The sequence below is a fragment of the Rhodococcus sp. BE178 genome, assembly GCF_050433545.1.
Classification (GTDB): domain Bacteria; phylum Actinomycetota; class Actinomycetes; order Mycobacteriales; family Mycobacteriaceae; genus Prescottella.
In genome coordinates, this window is the sequence record NZ_JBNPXA010000023.1 from 21,403 (window position 1) to 35,635 (window position 14,233).

19 protein-coding genes are annotated in these 14,233 nt (G+C 65.7%); all 19 read right to left on the reverse strand.

The annotated features are described in order from the left end of the window. Window positions 1-69: 69 nt before the first annotated feature. The 19 genes from J2X34_RS26865 to J2X34_RS26955 all read right to left on the reverse strand — a co-directional run bounded on the left by J2X34_RS26865 (window position 70) and on the right by J2X34_RS26955 (window position 14,232). Window positions 70-1,122 carry a hypothetical protein gene (locus J2X34_RS26865; RefSeq protein ID WP_429520197.1) on the reverse strand — a complete coding sequence of 351 codons (1,053 nt, stop codon included), beginning with the start codon at window positions 1,120-1,122 and terminating at the stop codon, window positions 70-72. Window positions 1,123-1,124: 2 nt separating this feature from the next. Further along, window positions 1,125-1,469, reverse strand: coding sequence for a phage tail fiber protein (locus tag J2X34_RS26870; protein ID WP_429520198.1), 345 nt, complete (start codon window positions 1,467-1,469; stop codon window positions 1,125-1,127). Window positions 1,470-1,479: 10 nt separating this feature from the next. Next, window positions 1,480-1,809, reverse strand: coding sequence for a DUF7264 domain-containing protein (locus J2X34_RS26875; protein WP_429520199.1), 330 nt, complete (start codon window positions 1,807-1,809; stop codon window positions 1,480-1,482). Further along, window positions 1,806-2,867 (reverse strand): hypothetical protein, encoded by a 1,062-nt coding sequence (locus tag J2X34_RS26880; protein WP_429520200.1) that lies wholly within the window; start codon window positions 2,865-2,867, stop codon window positions 1,806-1,808. The genes J2X34_RS26875 and J2X34_RS26880 overlap by 4 nt, the downstream gene beginning before the upstream one ends. Window positions 2,868-2,870: 3 nt before the next feature. After that, entirely contained in the window at window positions 2,871-3,086 is a 216-nt protein-coding gene (locus J2X34_RS26885) for a hypothetical protein (RefSeq protein WP_429520201.1), read from the reverse strand. Window positions 3,087-3,100: 14 nt separating this feature from the next. Then, window positions 3,101-3,379, reverse strand: a complete 279-nt coding sequence (locus J2X34_RS26890; protein ID WP_429520202.1) for a hypothetical protein — start codon at window positions 3,377-3,379, stop codon at window positions 3,101-3,103. Then, window positions 3,379-4,101: a peptidoglycan recognition protein family protein gene (locus J2X34_RS26895; RefSeq protein ID WP_429520203.1), complete on the reverse strand. Its 723-nt coding sequence runs from the start codon at window positions 4,099-4,101 to the stop codon at window positions 3,379-3,381. The genes J2X34_RS26890 and J2X34_RS26895 overlap by 1 nt, the downstream gene beginning before the upstream one ends. Continuing rightward, complete coding sequence (locus J2X34_RS26900; RefSeq protein ID WP_429520204.1) at window positions 4,082-4,486, reverse strand: phage gene 29 protein family protein; 405 nt, start codon at window positions 4,484-4,486, stop codon at window positions 4,082-4,084. Before J2X34_RS26900 ends, J2X34_RS26895 begins: the two co-directional genes overlap by 20 nt. Beyond that, entirely contained in the window at window positions 4,483-6,171 is a 1,689-nt protein-coding gene (locus J2X34_RS26905) for a hypothetical protein (RefSeq protein ID WP_429520205.1), read from the reverse strand. The genes J2X34_RS26900 and J2X34_RS26905 overlap by 4 nt, the downstream gene beginning before the upstream one ends. Beyond that, complete coding sequence (locus tag J2X34_RS26910; protein ID WP_429520206.1) at window positions 6,168-7,091, reverse strand: hypothetical protein; 924 nt, start codon at window positions 7,089-7,091, stop codon at window positions 6,168-6,170. Before J2X34_RS26910 ends, J2X34_RS26905 begins: the two co-directional genes overlap by 4 nt. 2 nt (window positions 7,092-7,093) lie before the next feature. After that, a complete protein-coding gene (locus J2X34_RS26915) occupies window positions 7,094-10,645 on the reverse strand; it encodes a phage tail tape measure protein (protein WP_429520207.1) in 3,552 nt (1,183 codons plus the stop codon). Further along, the gene (locus tag J2X34_RS26920) at window positions 10,646-11,098 is read right to left on the reverse strand and encodes a hypothetical protein (protein ID WP_429520208.1); all 453 of its coding nucleotides are present in this window, start codon (window positions 11,096-11,098) and stop codon (window positions 10,646-10,648) included. After that, window positions 11,047-11,541, reverse strand: a complete 495-nt coding sequence (locus J2X34_RS26925; protein WP_429520209.1) for a hypothetical protein — start codon at window positions 11,539-11,541, stop codon at window positions 11,047-11,049. Before J2X34_RS26925 ends, J2X34_RS26920 begins: the two co-directional genes overlap by 52 nt. A gap of 13 nt (window positions 11,542-11,554) precedes the next feature. Continuing rightward, window positions 11,555-11,824, reverse strand: a complete 270-nt coding sequence (locus J2X34_RS26930; RefSeq protein ID WP_429520210.1) for a hypothetical protein — start codon at window positions 11,822-11,824, stop codon at window positions 11,555-11,557. A gap of 69 nt (window positions 11,825-11,893) precedes the next feature. Beyond that, on the reverse strand, window positions 11,894-12,694 hold the full coding sequence (locus J2X34_RS26935; protein WP_429520211.1) for a hypothetical protein: 801 nt from the start codon (window positions 12,692-12,694) through the stop codon (window positions 11,894-11,896). 42 nt (window positions 12,695-12,736) lie between these two features. After that, window positions 12,737-13,132, reverse strand: a complete 396-nt coding sequence (locus J2X34_RS26940; protein WP_429520212.1) for a hypothetical protein — start codon at window positions 13,130-13,132, stop codon at window positions 12,737-12,739. Beyond that, entirely contained in the window at window positions 13,129-13,410 is a 282-nt protein-coding gene (locus J2X34_RS26945; RefSeq protein WP_429520213.1) for a hypothetical protein, read from the reverse strand. The genes J2X34_RS26940 and J2X34_RS26945 overlap by 4 nt, the downstream gene beginning before the upstream one ends. 1 nt (window position 13,411) lies before the next feature. Continuing rightward, on the reverse strand, window positions 13,412-13,732 hold the full coding sequence (locus J2X34_RS26950; RefSeq protein ID WP_429520214.1) for a hypothetical protein: 321 nt from the start codon (window positions 13,730-13,732) through the stop codon (window positions 13,412-13,414). Beyond that, entirely contained in the window at window positions 13,729-14,232 is a 504-nt protein-coding gene (locus tag J2X34_RS26955) for a hypothetical protein (protein WP_429520215.1), read from the reverse strand. The genes J2X34_RS26950 and J2X34_RS26955 overlap by 4 nt, the downstream gene beginning before the upstream one ends. Between the last annotated feature and the right edge of the window lies 1 nt (window position 14,233).

The window sequence follows — 14,233 nt, forward strand, 5'->3', positions numbered from 1 at the left end:
CGTCCGGGATCTCCGGATAGTTGGGGGCTTCGTCATACTGTCGGCGGGCGACAGTTTCCACTGCGTCTACTAGCTGGCGACAGTCCACGAGAGGTACGTGTTCGCGCCCGCGGTGACGGTTCGATAGCTGGATCCGATGCCGCTGGAGCCGACAGCCCTGAGTGACAGGGTGTCGTTTGCGCTGAGCGAGACGGTTCCGGTCAGCGTTGCACCGGTGTTCCCGTTGGCCAGCAGCTCGGTGTCGTTCTTCACGACAGCGAACTGCACGAGGCTCCCGACCCCACCGGTCTGGAATGTCACCTTCGCGGTGAAGTTGACGGTCATCGCGGCACCCGACTTGAGTCCGTCGTCCACGAGGTTCGTCCCCGGGAAACCGGAGCGCGGGGTCCACGAGACGATCTTGGTGGACTCCGCGAACGTGACATTGGTACCGGGAATTACCTGAGTACCAACCTTGTCCATGCCCATCGGGAACGCGTGCTCGACGATCGTGCTCGCGGTGGCGATGCCGTCCATGAACAGGTCGGCTGCCACGACACCGACGGGGGTGCCGGACACGGTCGCGGTGCCGTTCATCGCCGATTGCGCCGTCGCATAGCCCTCGATCGCGACCGATGCTGCCGCGTCCATGCTCGCGACGACGTTCGCGTGGACGACGGCCGTGGCTTCGCCGACGATGCCAGCGGCACCGTCCGACACGACACCAGCTGTCCCGGTGTAGATCGGGGTCGGGGTGGCGTTCGCGAGGCTATCCATCGTGACGCGGGCGTCGATGTTGCGGTGCACGCGCGGTTCGCCGTCCATCGACGCGTCGGCGGCGACCACCGCGATCGCCGCCAGAGTGGCCGATGGGGCCCCGCTCATCGTTGCCGCGGCGTCGCGCCACGGCAGGATCTGCCAGAGGGCCGTCACCTCGCCGTCCATCGACACCGCGGCGTCGCGCTGCGGAATCGGCGCCGGCGGGAACGAGACGATCTTCTCGTCGACGTACGGGAGCGCAGCGAGGGCAGCGTCTCTCGTCGGCAGGATGGCGAAGGCTGTTTCTGCGCGCGGGAGCGTGGCCTTTGCTGCGTCCGGCCCCGGCAGTCGGGTAGGCCCCGTGTCCGGGGCCGGTAGCCGCACGGCTACGTCCAGGCGCTGTAGTTCGCGGAGAACGACGGTGTCACCTTGATCTGGCCCGCCGGGGTGACGGTGGCGTCGACGGTGTCGATGATGTCCAGCAGTGTGGTCCCGTTCCATCGGCACATGTGGGTGACGGTGCCCATGAAGTTGAACGTGATCTGCGAGCCGGTGACGACGCCGCCGGCGGCAGACCCGAATGTGGTGGACTGCCGGGCGTACCCGTTTCCGGATGCTTCGTTCGCGGTCCCGGCCGCGCCAGGGTTGCCGGTATGCAGGCTGTAGGTGGTGCCGAGCGAAGCCCAGTGGCTCGCGAGGGCGTTCGCGGTCGATGCGACTGCCAAAGCCATGTGTGTCTCCTCAGAAGTTCTGTGTCAGATAGTTGGTGCGCATCGCGCGACCGCCCATCCACACGTGGTCGTCGGTGCTCGAGGTGGCGGCGTTCGGGTAGCGGACCATGATCTCGAAGGCGGTCCCATCGGGGATGATCGCCGCGGTGCAGGCGGTGGATTCGATGCGCCACTTCACGGTCGCGCCGTCCACGGTGCCAGGCCATGTGACGCCGTTCGCCCACTTGATCTCGATAATCGTGCCCGGCTGGATCGGGCCTGCCTCGTTCGTGCGCTCGAAGATCCAGTCGCCGTTGGTGAGTTCGATCGTCTCGTCGAGTGGTGTCCATCCGAGGGTCACGGCGCCGCCCCATCCGGAATGACACCCGTCCCAGTGCCCACTGTGGGCGGGGAATAGTTGGTCGTGTCAACGGACATACGGGTCGCCGACAGAGACGACCAGAGGGTGCCGCCGATCATTTTCCAGGACGGCGAGGTTCTGTAGCTAGCAGACACGACGACCTTGTACCCGGCATCTCCGATCTTCTCCTCGCCAGTCGGGAAGCGTTCCGCGACAACAAATTCCGGAATCAGGACTGGCTTGAAAACTGGCGGTGCGGAATAGTATCCGGCATTTGAGGAGCCAGGGAAGCGCGTCTGGGAATAGAGGCCGGTCTGAGTCACGGTCCACGGCCCAGTGGGAGTGTCGCGGTATCGGACCATCCGAAAGATCTCGACGTTCACCTCGAAATACTGGAATGCCGTATCGACAGACTGTGCCGTCACCTGCGCGTTGATGTGCCACACACCAGGAGCCAGCAGCATGATCCCCGGAGCATTCGCATACCCCAACCCTGACCATGAAGTTCCCTCGACACCATGCTTCTCGGCATTCTTGTTCGCCGTCACGTACGTGTCGAACTGGCACGGAATCCACTTGTTGACGTTGCCGCTGATGTTCCAGTTTTTCGACATCGTGAGGTTGCAGAAGCCCGCGTTGTCGTCGAGGGCTTCGACCTTGCCAATGAGCGCCCGCTGGCCGTCGCTGATGTCCGCGAGCGGGCCTTCTGAAAACTTGTCAGGGTGAGAGGGATTGAGAAAGGACGGGCCTTTGCCGAGGACTGCAGCACCGAGGTTCTTGAAAAAGTTTACGACTCCGCCGACGATATCCGTGATGACGTCGAAGATGACGCCGCCCACCGCGATCAGGCCGTCGCCGATCCCCTTCGCTACATCAGCCAGGAACTTCCCGAGCTTGTTCATGAGATCCAGTGCGAAGTCCTTGATCCCGGAGGTCGACCCAGTGAGCCGACCGCGCATTTCAGTCTCCCACTCGGCCTGGGTCTTCTGCGACCATGCGGCGATGCCGCCGAGGCCGTCGAGCATTCCATCTGGGGTTTCGGGATTGGGTGAAGTCACGAGTCACACCTCGTCTCGCAGGTCGTCGGGGATTGCCGGCAATGCGCCGCTGCGGCCGTCGCGGTCCCATCGATGGACGTCGCGGATGTACCAGATCGACAGCCGGAACTTGCTGCTCAGGTCGGCGAACTTGTCGCGCAGGTCGCGGATTTGCTTGCCCTGCCATGCGGTCACCGCGCCGATGATCGCGAGCAGGACAGGCGTCAGTGCGGTGATCACTTCAGTGACCACCGTCAGCCCTCGCGGTTCTTGACGTACTTCTCGAGCTCGTCGACCTGCCGCTCAGTCACGCCGTTCGGCGTGAACTTGATGCCGACGACGGTGCCGAAACTGACGAGCACCAGCACGCCGGTCGTGATGTTCGCGGGCACGTCGACGCCGGCGGACACCACCGCCCACAGCAGTGCCACGACCAGGCCGACGGCCGCGGTCGCAGTGTTCGCGTAGCGCTTGATGATCGGCTGATCGGCCAGCTTCGCGCGAAGGATACCGGTGATCAGGTTGGGGTTCATCACATCACGTCCTTGAATCCGGGGATGCCGAGCTTCTGGCCGATGACCGCGAGCGCGTCGACGACGGTGCGGTTGCCGAGCTGCGGCCAACCGGGGTACTTGCCAAGCTCTGCGCTGCCAGTGAGCTGGTCTCGGATTTCCTGCTCGATATTCATGCCGCCTCCTGCGGGTGGTGTGGGTGTGGCGCCGCCACGGGCGTAGTTGATGACGACGTCGTACGGGAAGCCGGTGCCCGGATCCCAGTGGTCGGAGCCGCCGAACGCCTGCGAGCATTCGTTATGTCCGGCGATGCCTTTCGAGCCCGCCTTGAGCTGGGTGGCGTTCAGGCGTGAGAGCGGGATTCCGTAGTCCTTCGACCACTTCGCGACAACCTCACCCGCCTTGCGGAGCGCCTTGTCGTAGTCGCGGAGCCACACCTCGCGGGACGTGGCGGCCTGACCGACGACGGAGATATGCAGTCCGCGGCCGTTGGCCTGGTCCGACCCGGCCGCCCATGGGATGTAGTTGTCGTCGTTCGAGCGGACTGAGGTGCCGAACTTGTCGACGAGCACGTTGTAGGAGCCGCCGGCGCTGGGGCTCTGCTGATACCGGGCCACATCCTGCGCGGTCGTGTTCCCGCTGTTCTCGGTGGTGTGGAAGATGATCCACGCCAGGGAGCCGGTGTTGCGGGGCCCGCTGTCGTTGCTGGTGTAGATGTCGACGTCAGCCTTGTACTGCGCCATCCTCGTGCTCCTCTCCTTGCATTGATCCCTCGGCCTTCACCTGGTCGAGGGCGTCGTCCAGTTCCTTCCGCAGATGCGGCGGCAGTGCGCGGACGAGGTCGATAGCCTCCGATGTGGGCGGGTCCGGCTCGTCGATGGGAACCCACGTGCCGGCGCCGGTGAGCCACGCCTCTTCCGACTGAGGGAGCCGCAGCTTCAACGTCGGATCGGCGCCGAGTCGAGCGCCCAACTCGTACATGCGCTTCGAGACGAGCCGGTAGTACTCGAATGGAAGGATCGCGAGCGCGCCCTTCAGCTCCGGCAGCGACGCGAACATCCAGAGGAACATCTCCTCCGGATCGTCGAGATCGCAGTTCTCCCGCGTCGGGATCTCTTCAACCTTCACGACATCACCCCCAGTTCCTTCAGATCGGATTTGCCCTTGTCGATGGCGGCCATGAGGCGGACCAGCGGATCCTGCTGCAGCGCTTCGCCGCCCAGGACGATCTCGTAGTCGGGATCGCGGTCGACGCCCCACCCGAAGATGGTTTTCGACACCCGCTCGACGTGGATCCTCTGCGTGATGTCGCCGGGGATGCGGGTCGCGATCCGGTCGCCCTTCCCGAAGTGGCCGATGCCGGGCGCGCCAATGACGTACGGCGCGGCGTTGGCGATTTCCATCGACCCGGAGAACACGGTGCGCGTCTCGTACGCGCCGGCGCGCAGCACGGCCAGCGAATCGAGCGTGTACGCCTTCCCACCGGACGCGATGAAGAACTCGAAGTACCGGAAGTCGCCCGAGACCTGCGCGCGCTTGAGCAGTTTCACCGCGATCCATGCGAGGACTGTGTCCTCGTAGAACGGTTTGAGGATCGCGTCGATCGAGCCACCGACAGACCCGACCTGTAGAAGATTGCCGACGACATCGAACACGCCCTGCACGAGCGCGCTCATCGTCTCGTTCACGCCAGGCATCGAGTGCCCGCCGGTGACGAGCTGCACCGCGCGCGCCGGCCGCTGCTTGAAGCTTGATCGGATCACGCCCGGGCTGTCCGGCGGGTAGTAGACGTACGGCACCCGGGGATCGGTGCGGCGGTCGCCGGGCACGCGGTAGTCACCGACGACCGGCATGTCGGTGATCTGTTCCTCGATGTTCTCAACGAAGTCGTCGGTGTACGAGCGGATCGTCCGGACCAACCCGTCGAACAGCGTGCCGCCGTTCGAGGTGCCGGCCTCGACGCCAGACTTGTCCTCGACCCACACCACGAGAGCGCCGTGACGCAGCTTCGCCCCGGGCCAGGGCAGCGGGTCGCCTTCAAGCCACCGGCGCCACTGCAGCGATAGCTCGCCGTCCGCGAGCATCGCCTGCGCGGCCTCATGCCAGTATTTGAATCGGGACGTGAGGACGCCCCACGGGACGCCCTTCGCCATCCACTCCATGAAGCTGGACGGCTTCACGACGACGGTCCAGTTCGCCATGTCGAAGCCCTCCCACCAGGAGGACACCTTGAGAGGGTCGTCCGGGAGGGTGAAGATCGGCATGTTCTCGCGGCACAGGTTGATGTGCAGTGCCGTCAGCACGACCCATGGCGACGGTCCGGCGAGCCCGAAAATCTTGATCGGCTGGAATGCCGCCGGCATCACCGGCGTCGCCCATAGCAGTTTCGTGCGCAACTGTTCGAAATCGCTGAGGAACGTTGCGATCAACACCGAGTTGCCGAACTCGTCCGTCTGGACGTCGGTCTCCTCGAGCAGCCCAGACCACCGAATCCCCATGTGGTCGACGGAGATCAGGACGTTGCGCTTCTCGCCGCGCTTGATCCGCCCGTACATGTCGTTGAGCCACTGCGCTTGCGGGAACTCGAAGTCGATCGACAGGGTGCCGACACCGGTGTCGTTGTCCGGGTCCTCCCACTTCGCTTCGTTCTCGCACTCGACGATGTGCGCGAGGTCGGCGTTCGCGCCAGTCCACAGCCGCACCAACGGCGGCGTGCGACGCATCTGCTCGAGCTCCCGATGCTGCCGCTCGGTGGCCTCCCAGATCGCCGCGCACTGCTCGGCGAGCGACAGATCGAAGTCGACGACACTCACAGCAGCTCACCTCCCCACGGCTTCGGCCACAGCCGCGGCTGATGTAGCTCCGCCCGGGCCCCGCCCGCCGGCGCGCCGGTGTACGAGATCGGGAGCTTCGTCGGTGGCGTGTACGGCGGGATCTTGTGCATGAAGAACTGACGGCCACCGTTATCGCCCAACAGGTTCGTGCCCGACCAGGATTCGAGCATCAGCCGCATCGGGTCGTAGTTGATCCGCGCGCCCGCGTGTACCGAGTCGATCGGCAGCAGCGGGACGACCCGGCCGCCGAAGCGTCCACCCGGAACCCGCTTCCCCTTCGGCCCCACCCACGACGTGTCCGGGATCGTCCACGTCGCGCGAGTGAGGACCCAGGTCTGCATCATCGTGAGCGGTGTGGGGTTCGAAACCTCGATGAACCCAGACGCAGATGTGCTGGTGCCCTCGAAGGGCGTGACCTTCGTGCGCCCTTCCCAGAACGGCTGCCCGGACCTGACCTTGTAGATCGGGTTCAGGTACTGCTCATCCTCGAGGGTCGGATCGAACTCGGGATCAAGGTCCGTGTCGTCGTACCGCTGGATGAACAGACGGCGGGTGTCCCGCTTCGACTTGACGACGATCCGAGCGAGCTGCTCGTCCTCGTCCCATTCATCTGGTGCGTCGGTGATCATCTGGTCGAGCAGCGAGTCCAACTGCTCGATGTCCATGTCGGTTTCGTCGCCGAACAGGTGCAGACCCAGCGTCACGTCCCGCCACGGGAACGTGCGGTTCTTGAACCGGCCACCACGTTCCCGCGCGGCACGCTTCCACTCCGACGAGATCGGCGCCCCGTAGATGCCCTGTAGCTGCCCGGCTTTGATCATGACGCCCTGGCGGCCGGCGTTGCGTCCAGAGAGATCGAGCCGATATCCATTCGCGCCGATCAGCGCAATGTCGAGCATCACTACCTCCCGAAACGCATGATGGCGATCCGCTGCTGGTTCGCCTGGTCGCGCTGCCAGGAGTCCTGGTCTGCGATCGTCTGGTTGTTGTTGTTGATGATCTGGACCCGCGGACCGCCGCCGACGCCCGAGCCGACCAGCTCGTCGACCTTGCTGATGTTCGCCTCCGCGATGTCCCAGTGCTCCGGCTTCAGGATCGGTTCTGGCTTACTCAACGCGTTGTAGGAGAACGAGTTCGGCATCAGCCAGCCACCGTTGTCGAACAGGCCAGTGCCCTTGAAGAACGCGTTCATGTCCGCAATCCACGGGATGATGTTCGGGTCGCCGTCGATGCCGTTTTCGACCGCCGTCGGTGCGGGTGTTGCCGCGCCGGCCGTGGTGTCGGGCGTGATCGTGTACCGGTCCGCCGTGTCGAGAATGTCGCCGATCCCGAGTATCTCGACTGCCGAGTCCGCCCAGATGCCACCGATGTCGGAGCCCATCTGGCGGATTCGCTCGCGGCCAGAGAACGCCCGTTCCGGCTGCTGCGTCGATGCGCCAGAGGGGTCGATCGGCGGCATCGCCCCACCGCCGGCGTCGGTGGGGAATCCGGTCAGCGGTTCGAGTTGCTGCACGTTCGGCTGAATCAGCTGTGCCACCATCATCGGCAGGTGCGCGTGATCGGTGAACATCGGATCGTTGGCGCCGGCTGCGGGGCCGCCGTACTGACCATTCCCGCGTGCGCCGCCCATCTCGAAGTTCACACCGTTAGGCAGTGTGGCCGCGGTGTGGCCGCCGGCCGGGCCGCCGTTGAGCCAGCCCACCTGCAGGGACCCGGACGGGCCGCGACCCGGCTTGAACCCGCGGGCGGCGAGTTCGGCGCCTTCGGTCATCGTCGCGAACCGCGTCGCGAACGGATCCCGGCCGGTCGCGTAGTTCGCCAGGGCTGAGACGGCGCCGGAGCAGTCACCCCAGTTCACGCCGCCCAGTACGTACTGCGTGCCCTCGACGCCCTTGGCGAAGTTCGCAAGCTGATCCGGCGAGACCACACCACCGTCGGCGAAGCGCGGTAGCCGCGAGATCATATCCCGCAACGCGAGGATCGACCCGACGACCGGATGGTCCTCGTCGACCCCGAATGCGTCCCGCAGGTTCCTGGTGTAGTCGCCTTCCGCGAGCAGCGACCGAGCACCGAGTGCACCAGCGATGAGCGGCGAGTCCTCCTCGATCCCGAAGGGATTCGATCGGAACTCGCCTCCGGTGAGCGCGTGGAGGAACTCGGCCGGCGGAGTCCAGCCTGCGTTGATCGCCTGCAGCAGCGGCAGGTTCGCGGCGGTGGCCTGCGCGTTGACGACCATCTCTTTGGTGGACACCAGGGCGGTCGGGATCCCGAACGCGTCGACACCGAGAATCGAGTCCGACGTCGGGGTACCCGGACCCCACAGCATGCCGTCCTTTCGGCGGCCAGCGAGGCCACCGGCCGCGAGCATCGGCAGATCTGGCAGTCCGAGGGTGAACCCGTCCCACTTGATCGGCCCGACCTCGAAGCCAGGGATCCGGAACTCGATCGCGTTCCACGCCTGGATGATCCAGTTGATCGCACCCTTGAAGGCGTTCTTAATCCCGTCCCACATGCCCGACGCGGCCGAGGAGATCTTGCCTGGCAGGCCAGTCACGAAGCCGACGACGTCGTTCCACTTGCCGACGATCCAGTCCTTGACCTCGCCGACCTTGTCGCCGACTGCACCGAATGCGCCTTTGAGCATCTCGAAGCCAGAAGACAGGACACCCCAGGCCCAGTCCCATGCTGCAGTGACGGCACCCCAGACTGCGCCCCAGAGATCCTGGAACCAGGTCGTTTTCGTGGCGATCAGCACGACCGCCGCGACCAAGCCCGCGATCGCGGCGATGATCAGCCCGACGGGGTTGAGCATCATCGTGCCGTTGAGGAGCATCTGCGCCGTGTTCCATGCCACGGTCGCGATCTGGATGATCTTCACCGTGGCTGCGTAGCCAGCGAGCGCACCGAAGAACGGAGCCGCCACCAGTGCAAGCGTTTTCAGAGTGTCGGTGTTATTCATGACCCACGTCGCCATGTCGCCGAGCGCGTCGGTCAGTCCGCCCTGGATGGTGTTCTTCAGCTGATCGAGTGCATAGCCCGGGCCGGAGTTGACGGCATCGGAGACGGTCCCCATCGTCCCCTCGAAGCCCGCCATCGTCTCGCCGGCCGACGCCATCCCGTCGAGGAATCCTGGAATCTGATCCTTGCCAAGATCCTCGAGCGGGGTACCGAAGAGCGCAACCGCGGCGGCCGCCTGCTCGGCAGGGTCGTCCATCCCGTTAAGGCCGTTGACTATGTCGTTGAAGGCCTTGTTCGCAGCATCCCCGCCCTGCAATAGGGCGTTCGCGGTCTCATCGCCAGCGAGCCCTAGCTCCTTCAGCGCGTCCTGCGCTCCTGTGTCGCCGAGGTCAGTCGCCTTGATCGACAGCTCTTTGATGGCATCGCCGACCTTGTCCATCTGAATCTTGCCGCCGTCAGCAGCGTTGGCGAGTAGGCCGAACGCCTGCTCCCCGTTCATGCCCATGGATGCGAAGAACTGGCCGTACTCGTTCATCAGGTCGGGAAGTTCTTCACGCATTGCGAGGTCGGTTCGCTGCCAGCCTGCGGCCATCAGATCGAACGCCTCAGTGCTGTTCGCGGCGAGGCCATTCGTGATGAGCTGATCCGCCATCTGGACCGACTCAGCGACGTCCGTTCCGAAGGTGTCCGAGAACGTCACCGCAGCGGCTGCGATCTGGTCGATGGACTTCTCGCCCTCGGAACCCGCCACCTCGAACGTGGACGCGACCGCAGCGATCGCATCTGCCGCGTCCTCCATCGATCCGGACAACCCCTGCTTGTACAGAGTTCCGGCGGCGTCGCCGTACTCCTTAGCGAGCTCCGGGGTTGCGCCGAGCTGTGCGCCGAGACGTGACTCGATGTTCAGGTTGTCGAGTGCCTGCATCCCGAGTTCGACCGCACCGCCGATGCCGGCTGCGGCGATCGCGAAGTTCTTGAGCTGGTCGATGCCGTTGTCGACACCGCTGCCCATATCCTCGACCGAGTTTGAGAACCCGACGAGCTGTTGGCTGGCCTGCTGCGCGGAATCGCCAGCCTCCTCCGTGGCCTGGGTGACCCGCTCCTGCGCCCGCTCTAGCTGCTTCAGTGCAGCCTCGGACGCCCCGACAGTCTGGTTGTGCTTCTCGCGCGCCTGTCTGACGCGCTCCTCCGCGGCCGCCAGCTGCGACGTCTTCGCCTTGCCTGAGTCGCGGAGCTCCTGCAGCTTCAGCTCTTCGACGTTCAGCTTCGCGGCCGCGCTCATCTCGGCCTGGCGGGACTGCTCGATCTTCCGCGACGCGGTCTTAACTGCAGCCTCGGCCTTCGCGAGACCGTCCGCGATGCCGTTGCCGAGCTCCTGGCCAGCCTGCTGCCCAGCCTGGCCCATCGGCCCCTGTAGCTGACTCGACACCTGCGAGGCGATGCCCGGGATCACGGGCACGATCTGCACCGAGGCCCAGCCGATTGAGGTTGCCACCTACGTGTCTCCGTTCAGCTTGCGACGCCGAGCAGCGAAACGTGCTTCCGCCCTGGCGATCTGCTTGTCGGTGACCTGCGCCTGCTTCTTCGCGGACTTCGGTCGAGATGGGTGATCGGTGGGCTTGGCTCCACGCTTCTTGCCCGAGTTGGCGCGCAGCGCCCATAGGTCGGCCAGGAGATGATCGGTGATCGACCACGGCATCCGGCCGCCGTTGGCGTCGATGGCGAGGGCAGACTCGCGCGGCAGGCCGTTCTGGAGGCGAACCCAGACCTGCCGCAGCGTCAGCAGTGGCCGACCCTCGTCGTCGGTACGCCATAGGTCGCGGAGGTCGCGCCGGTAGAACTGGTCGAGATCAGCCTCGACCAGGTCCGCCTTCTCGGCAATCAGCCGCAGGAGCCCTAGGAGTTTCCCGAGCCGCCGGTACCGAGCTCCTCGCCGACGAGGTCCCACATCTCGCGGGCGGCCTCGGTCGGCTTCTTGCCGGCCTCCATGGCGCGCTGACAGAACGTCACGAAGCCCTGCTGGCCGAGGACCTGAACGAGCATCCCGGGGATGTTGCCGACGGCGCTGGCGGCGAAGAACTGCCAGTTGTCCTGCAGCGCAGAGCGGCGGATCCGGAACTCGTCACCGAATGCAGTGACGATGATCTCGACGTCCTCAACCTCGGCCTGCTGGGCGAGCTTCTTCGGCTTCTTCGGCTTCTTCGGCTTGCGGTCCTGCGGCCTCGGGGCGTTGGCAGGGATCCGGCGGGCGGCCGTGCGCTCAGCCTCCTCGGCGCGCAACTCGGCGGCTTCGAGGCGTCGCAGCAGCTCGTCCCTCTCCTCGTCCACGTCGGGCCCAATTGCCTCGGGTTCGTCGTTCTCGAAGTCGTCGAAGTCGTTGTCGTAAGGCATGAGTGTGCAGCTCCTAGTTCGTGTCCCGCCAGACGGCGGGTGCGATCGCCGCGACCACGCGGTCGGCGGCGGAAGTGTTGAGCCCGGCCTCGATGAGCCGGGCGTGCGTCGAGGTGATCTGGTCCACGAATCGGCCGGGCTCGCCAGGCTCGTCGTCAGGCATGGCTTCGGCGAGGAGGATCGCTTTCGCGACCTTGGAGCGCTGAGCGCCGCGAATCGGTCCCTCGATACCGAGTTCCCGGGCGGCCGCGGTGATCTCAGCGTCGGATGGGATGCGCGGCATTGTGTCCCCCTGTGCAGCGAGAGATGGAACCGGCCGCCCGCGGGCTGCACACCGCGGGCGGCCGGGGCACTACGCGGCGACGACTGTGACGGTGCCGGCAGGGGTGAGCGCTGCCGACGGGCTCGCGAGAGTGCCGCCGTTCTTGAGGGTGACGGTGAAGGGGCCGCCGGCGGATCCGGTGACCGTCACGTTCCCGGCGCCCACGATCGCCTCGAGCGCGGTCTTGACCGCGGCGCTGGTGGCGTCGAATGCGATACCGACGACGGTCTGCATGTCGACACGTAGCGGGAAAGTGCCGGCGGTCGTTCCGGCGGGCACCGTGACGGTCCAGCTCGTCGGGTCTCCGCCGGTCTGGTTCGCGGTGCCGAGCAGGTGACCATCCGCATCGGACATGATGTCCGCGGTGATCGGGAAGGTCCGGATTCCAGACTCAGACTTGGTCCACGCACCCGTGGTCAACAGGGCGGGTCGGCAGGTGTACTCAACCTCTTCGACGCCGTCCTCGCGGGTGACGATGAGCAGGGTGCGCTCGATACCCTTCGGTACGGAGATGAACCCGGCATCCTTGCCGTAGGCGATGCCCGCGGTGATCGCGTTGCGCTCGAGCGCGTTGAACGACAGCTCGAGGGTGCCCTTGCTGGTCTTGCCCTTGAATCGCGGGTGGCCCCACCCGTCGTAGAACGTCTTCTCGACGCCGGGCGTGTAGGTCACACCCTCAGTGCCGAGGAGGCCGAAGTCGAGCCACATCGAGCCGGGCGCATCTCCGGGCGTGGGGATGGCGGCCGAGAGCGGGCCGGCGTAGGCGGGGTCGAGGATGTAGATCTCACCCTCGTCGAAGACGGAAGCGTTGTCGGCGTTGATGACAGCCATGACAAATAGCCCCTTTCCGGGGAACGGGCCGCCGCGCGGCGGTCAGAACGGTTGAGTGCGTGCGCGAGTGCGCACGGTGAATCCGGCAATGAACCCGCCGGTGCTGGGGTCACGGTCGTCGAGGAGTCCCGTACCGGGCCGTACTCCGATGCCTGGCACTCGAATCGCGAGCAGCCACCCCATGCAGAGGCCTGCAATTCGGCGTGCCTCCGTGCGACCGGCCGCGTAGACGGTGACGCGGACCTGGTCGCCGGTGTAGACCGGCCACTCATCCACCCCTCCGCCGTCGCCGCCGACCACCACCGCGGGAGGGAAGTCGGGCGTCCACTTCGGCGGCAGGTTCTGTGCGACCGTCACGCCCTGGTTGCCGGCCATCTGAATGGCGAGGAAGTCCTTCACCGGCACAACGTGATCGACGGGGATCCTGCGGGCCCTCATCGCGACTTCACCTCGAGCCCGACCATGCCCGCAGCCTTCGTGAGAGCGCCTCGCTTGAGCTGCATCCCGCGGCCGCCGGGATGCTTGATCGCGACCGAGGCGACGTGACGGTCCGTGGTGTACGTGTCGATGCCAACCTCCACGTCGTCGTCGAGAAGCCCGCGCGCGTTCGCGGCGATGTCGGATGCGATGCCGTCGACCATCGCGACGATCTCCTGCGACTTCAGTAGCTTCTGGATGCCCTCGTGGTCGAGTTGGAACTTGACCGCTTTTGGCATGTCATCCCCTCTCGATCACCGCCAGCACCTCGAGCCCGCGGCGGCCAGTGCCGAACGCGCTGCGCCAATCGAGGATCCGCACGTCGCAGACCAGGCCTCTGATCTCGAGCTGGTCGTCGTCGGTCAGGTCCGGTGCGGGCATGAAGTAGGCGGTGTACTGGATGGAGTCGCCGTTGCGTGCCATCGATGAGTTGCGCCGGGACGCGCCCGGTGCGATCGCCTTGGCCTGCAGAGGCTCGCGCGTTTCAGTCGATGGGATCGGATCGTTGTTCGAGTCCAGTCCGCCGGGGCTCGTGCGAATCCGGTAGACGGTCTCGCTCATGGCAGCCTCGGTAGCCGGTAGCGGTCGAGCACGGCTAGCTCGTGCGCGAAGAAGCTCACGCCGCCCTGGCTCGCGCCGAACGAGAACGGGCCGATCGTCTCCTCACCGCCGCCGAGTTCGGACTGCGCGGCGCGAGCCATTGCGTCCATCGCGACCGTGATCAGATCGGGCGCCGTGGCGTAACCGTGCGAAATGGTGACCTCGACGCCGCGGTACCGGTCCGGCCAGCTGCCTCGCAACGTGCCGTCCGAGGACCACTCGACGTCCGGAACTGCCGCACCCCGTACCCGAACCTCGGAGACCGAGACCAGGTGCAGGGTGGGCAGATCCAGAATCGTTCCGCCATTGCCGTCGACGGTCAGTGTCTCGTTGACGACGGGGGTGACGTGCCATCCACAGTAGTTGCGGATGGCCGCCGACACCCCGTCGACCTGCACCTGGGTTACCCCTTGGCCGCTCAGCAGTTCCTCGAGCTTGTCGACGCTGATGAGCGGTTCCATG

Excerpts from the sequence above, each read along its gene's own strand:
- J2X34_RS26950 (WP_429520214.1), bottom strand. The coding sequence starts at position 13,732 with ATGAGCGAGACCGTCTACCGGATTCGCACGAGCCCCGGCGGACTGGAC.
- J2X34_RS26930 (WP_429520210.1), bottom strand. The coding sequence starts at position 11,824 with ATGCCGCGCATCCCATCCGACGCTGAGATCACCGCGGCCGCCCGGGAA.
- J2X34_RS26935 (WP_429520211.1), bottom strand. The coding sequence starts at position 12,694 with ATGGCTGTCATCAACGCCGACAACGCTTCCGTCTTCGACGAGGGTGAG.
- J2X34_RS26955 (WP_429520215.1), bottom strand. The coding sequence starts at position 14,232 with ATGGAACCGCTCATCAGCGTCGACAAGCTCGAGGAACTGCTGAGCGGC.
- J2X34_RS26895 (WP_429520203.1), bottom strand. The coding sequence starts at position 4,101 with ATGGCGCAGTACAAGGCTGACGTCGACATCTACACCAGCAACGACAGC.
- J2X34_RS26870 (WP_429520198.1), bottom strand. The coding sequence starts at position 1,469 with ATGGCTTTGGCAGTCGCATCGACCGCGAACGCCCTCGCGAGCCACTGG.
- J2X34_RS26940 (WP_429520212.1), bottom strand. The coding sequence starts at position 13,132 with ATGAGGGCCCGCAGGATCCCCGTCGATCACGTTGTGCCGGTGAAGGAC.
- J2X34_RS26910 (WP_429520206.1), bottom strand. The coding sequence starts at position 7,091 with ATGCTCGACATTGCGCTGATCGGCGCGAATGGATATCGGCTCGATCTC.
- J2X34_RS26925 (WP_429520209.1), bottom strand. The coding sequence starts at position 11,541 with ATGCCTTACGACAACGACTTCGACGACTTCGAGAACGACGAACCCGAG.
- J2X34_RS26945 (WP_429520213.1), bottom strand. The coding sequence starts at position 13,410 with ATGCCAAAAGCGGTCAAGTTCCAACTCGACCACGAGGGCATCCAGAAG.
- J2X34_RS26890 (WP_429520202.1), bottom strand. The coding sequence starts at position 3,379 with ATGAACCCCAACCTGATCACCGGTATCCTTCGCGCGAAGCTGGCCGAT.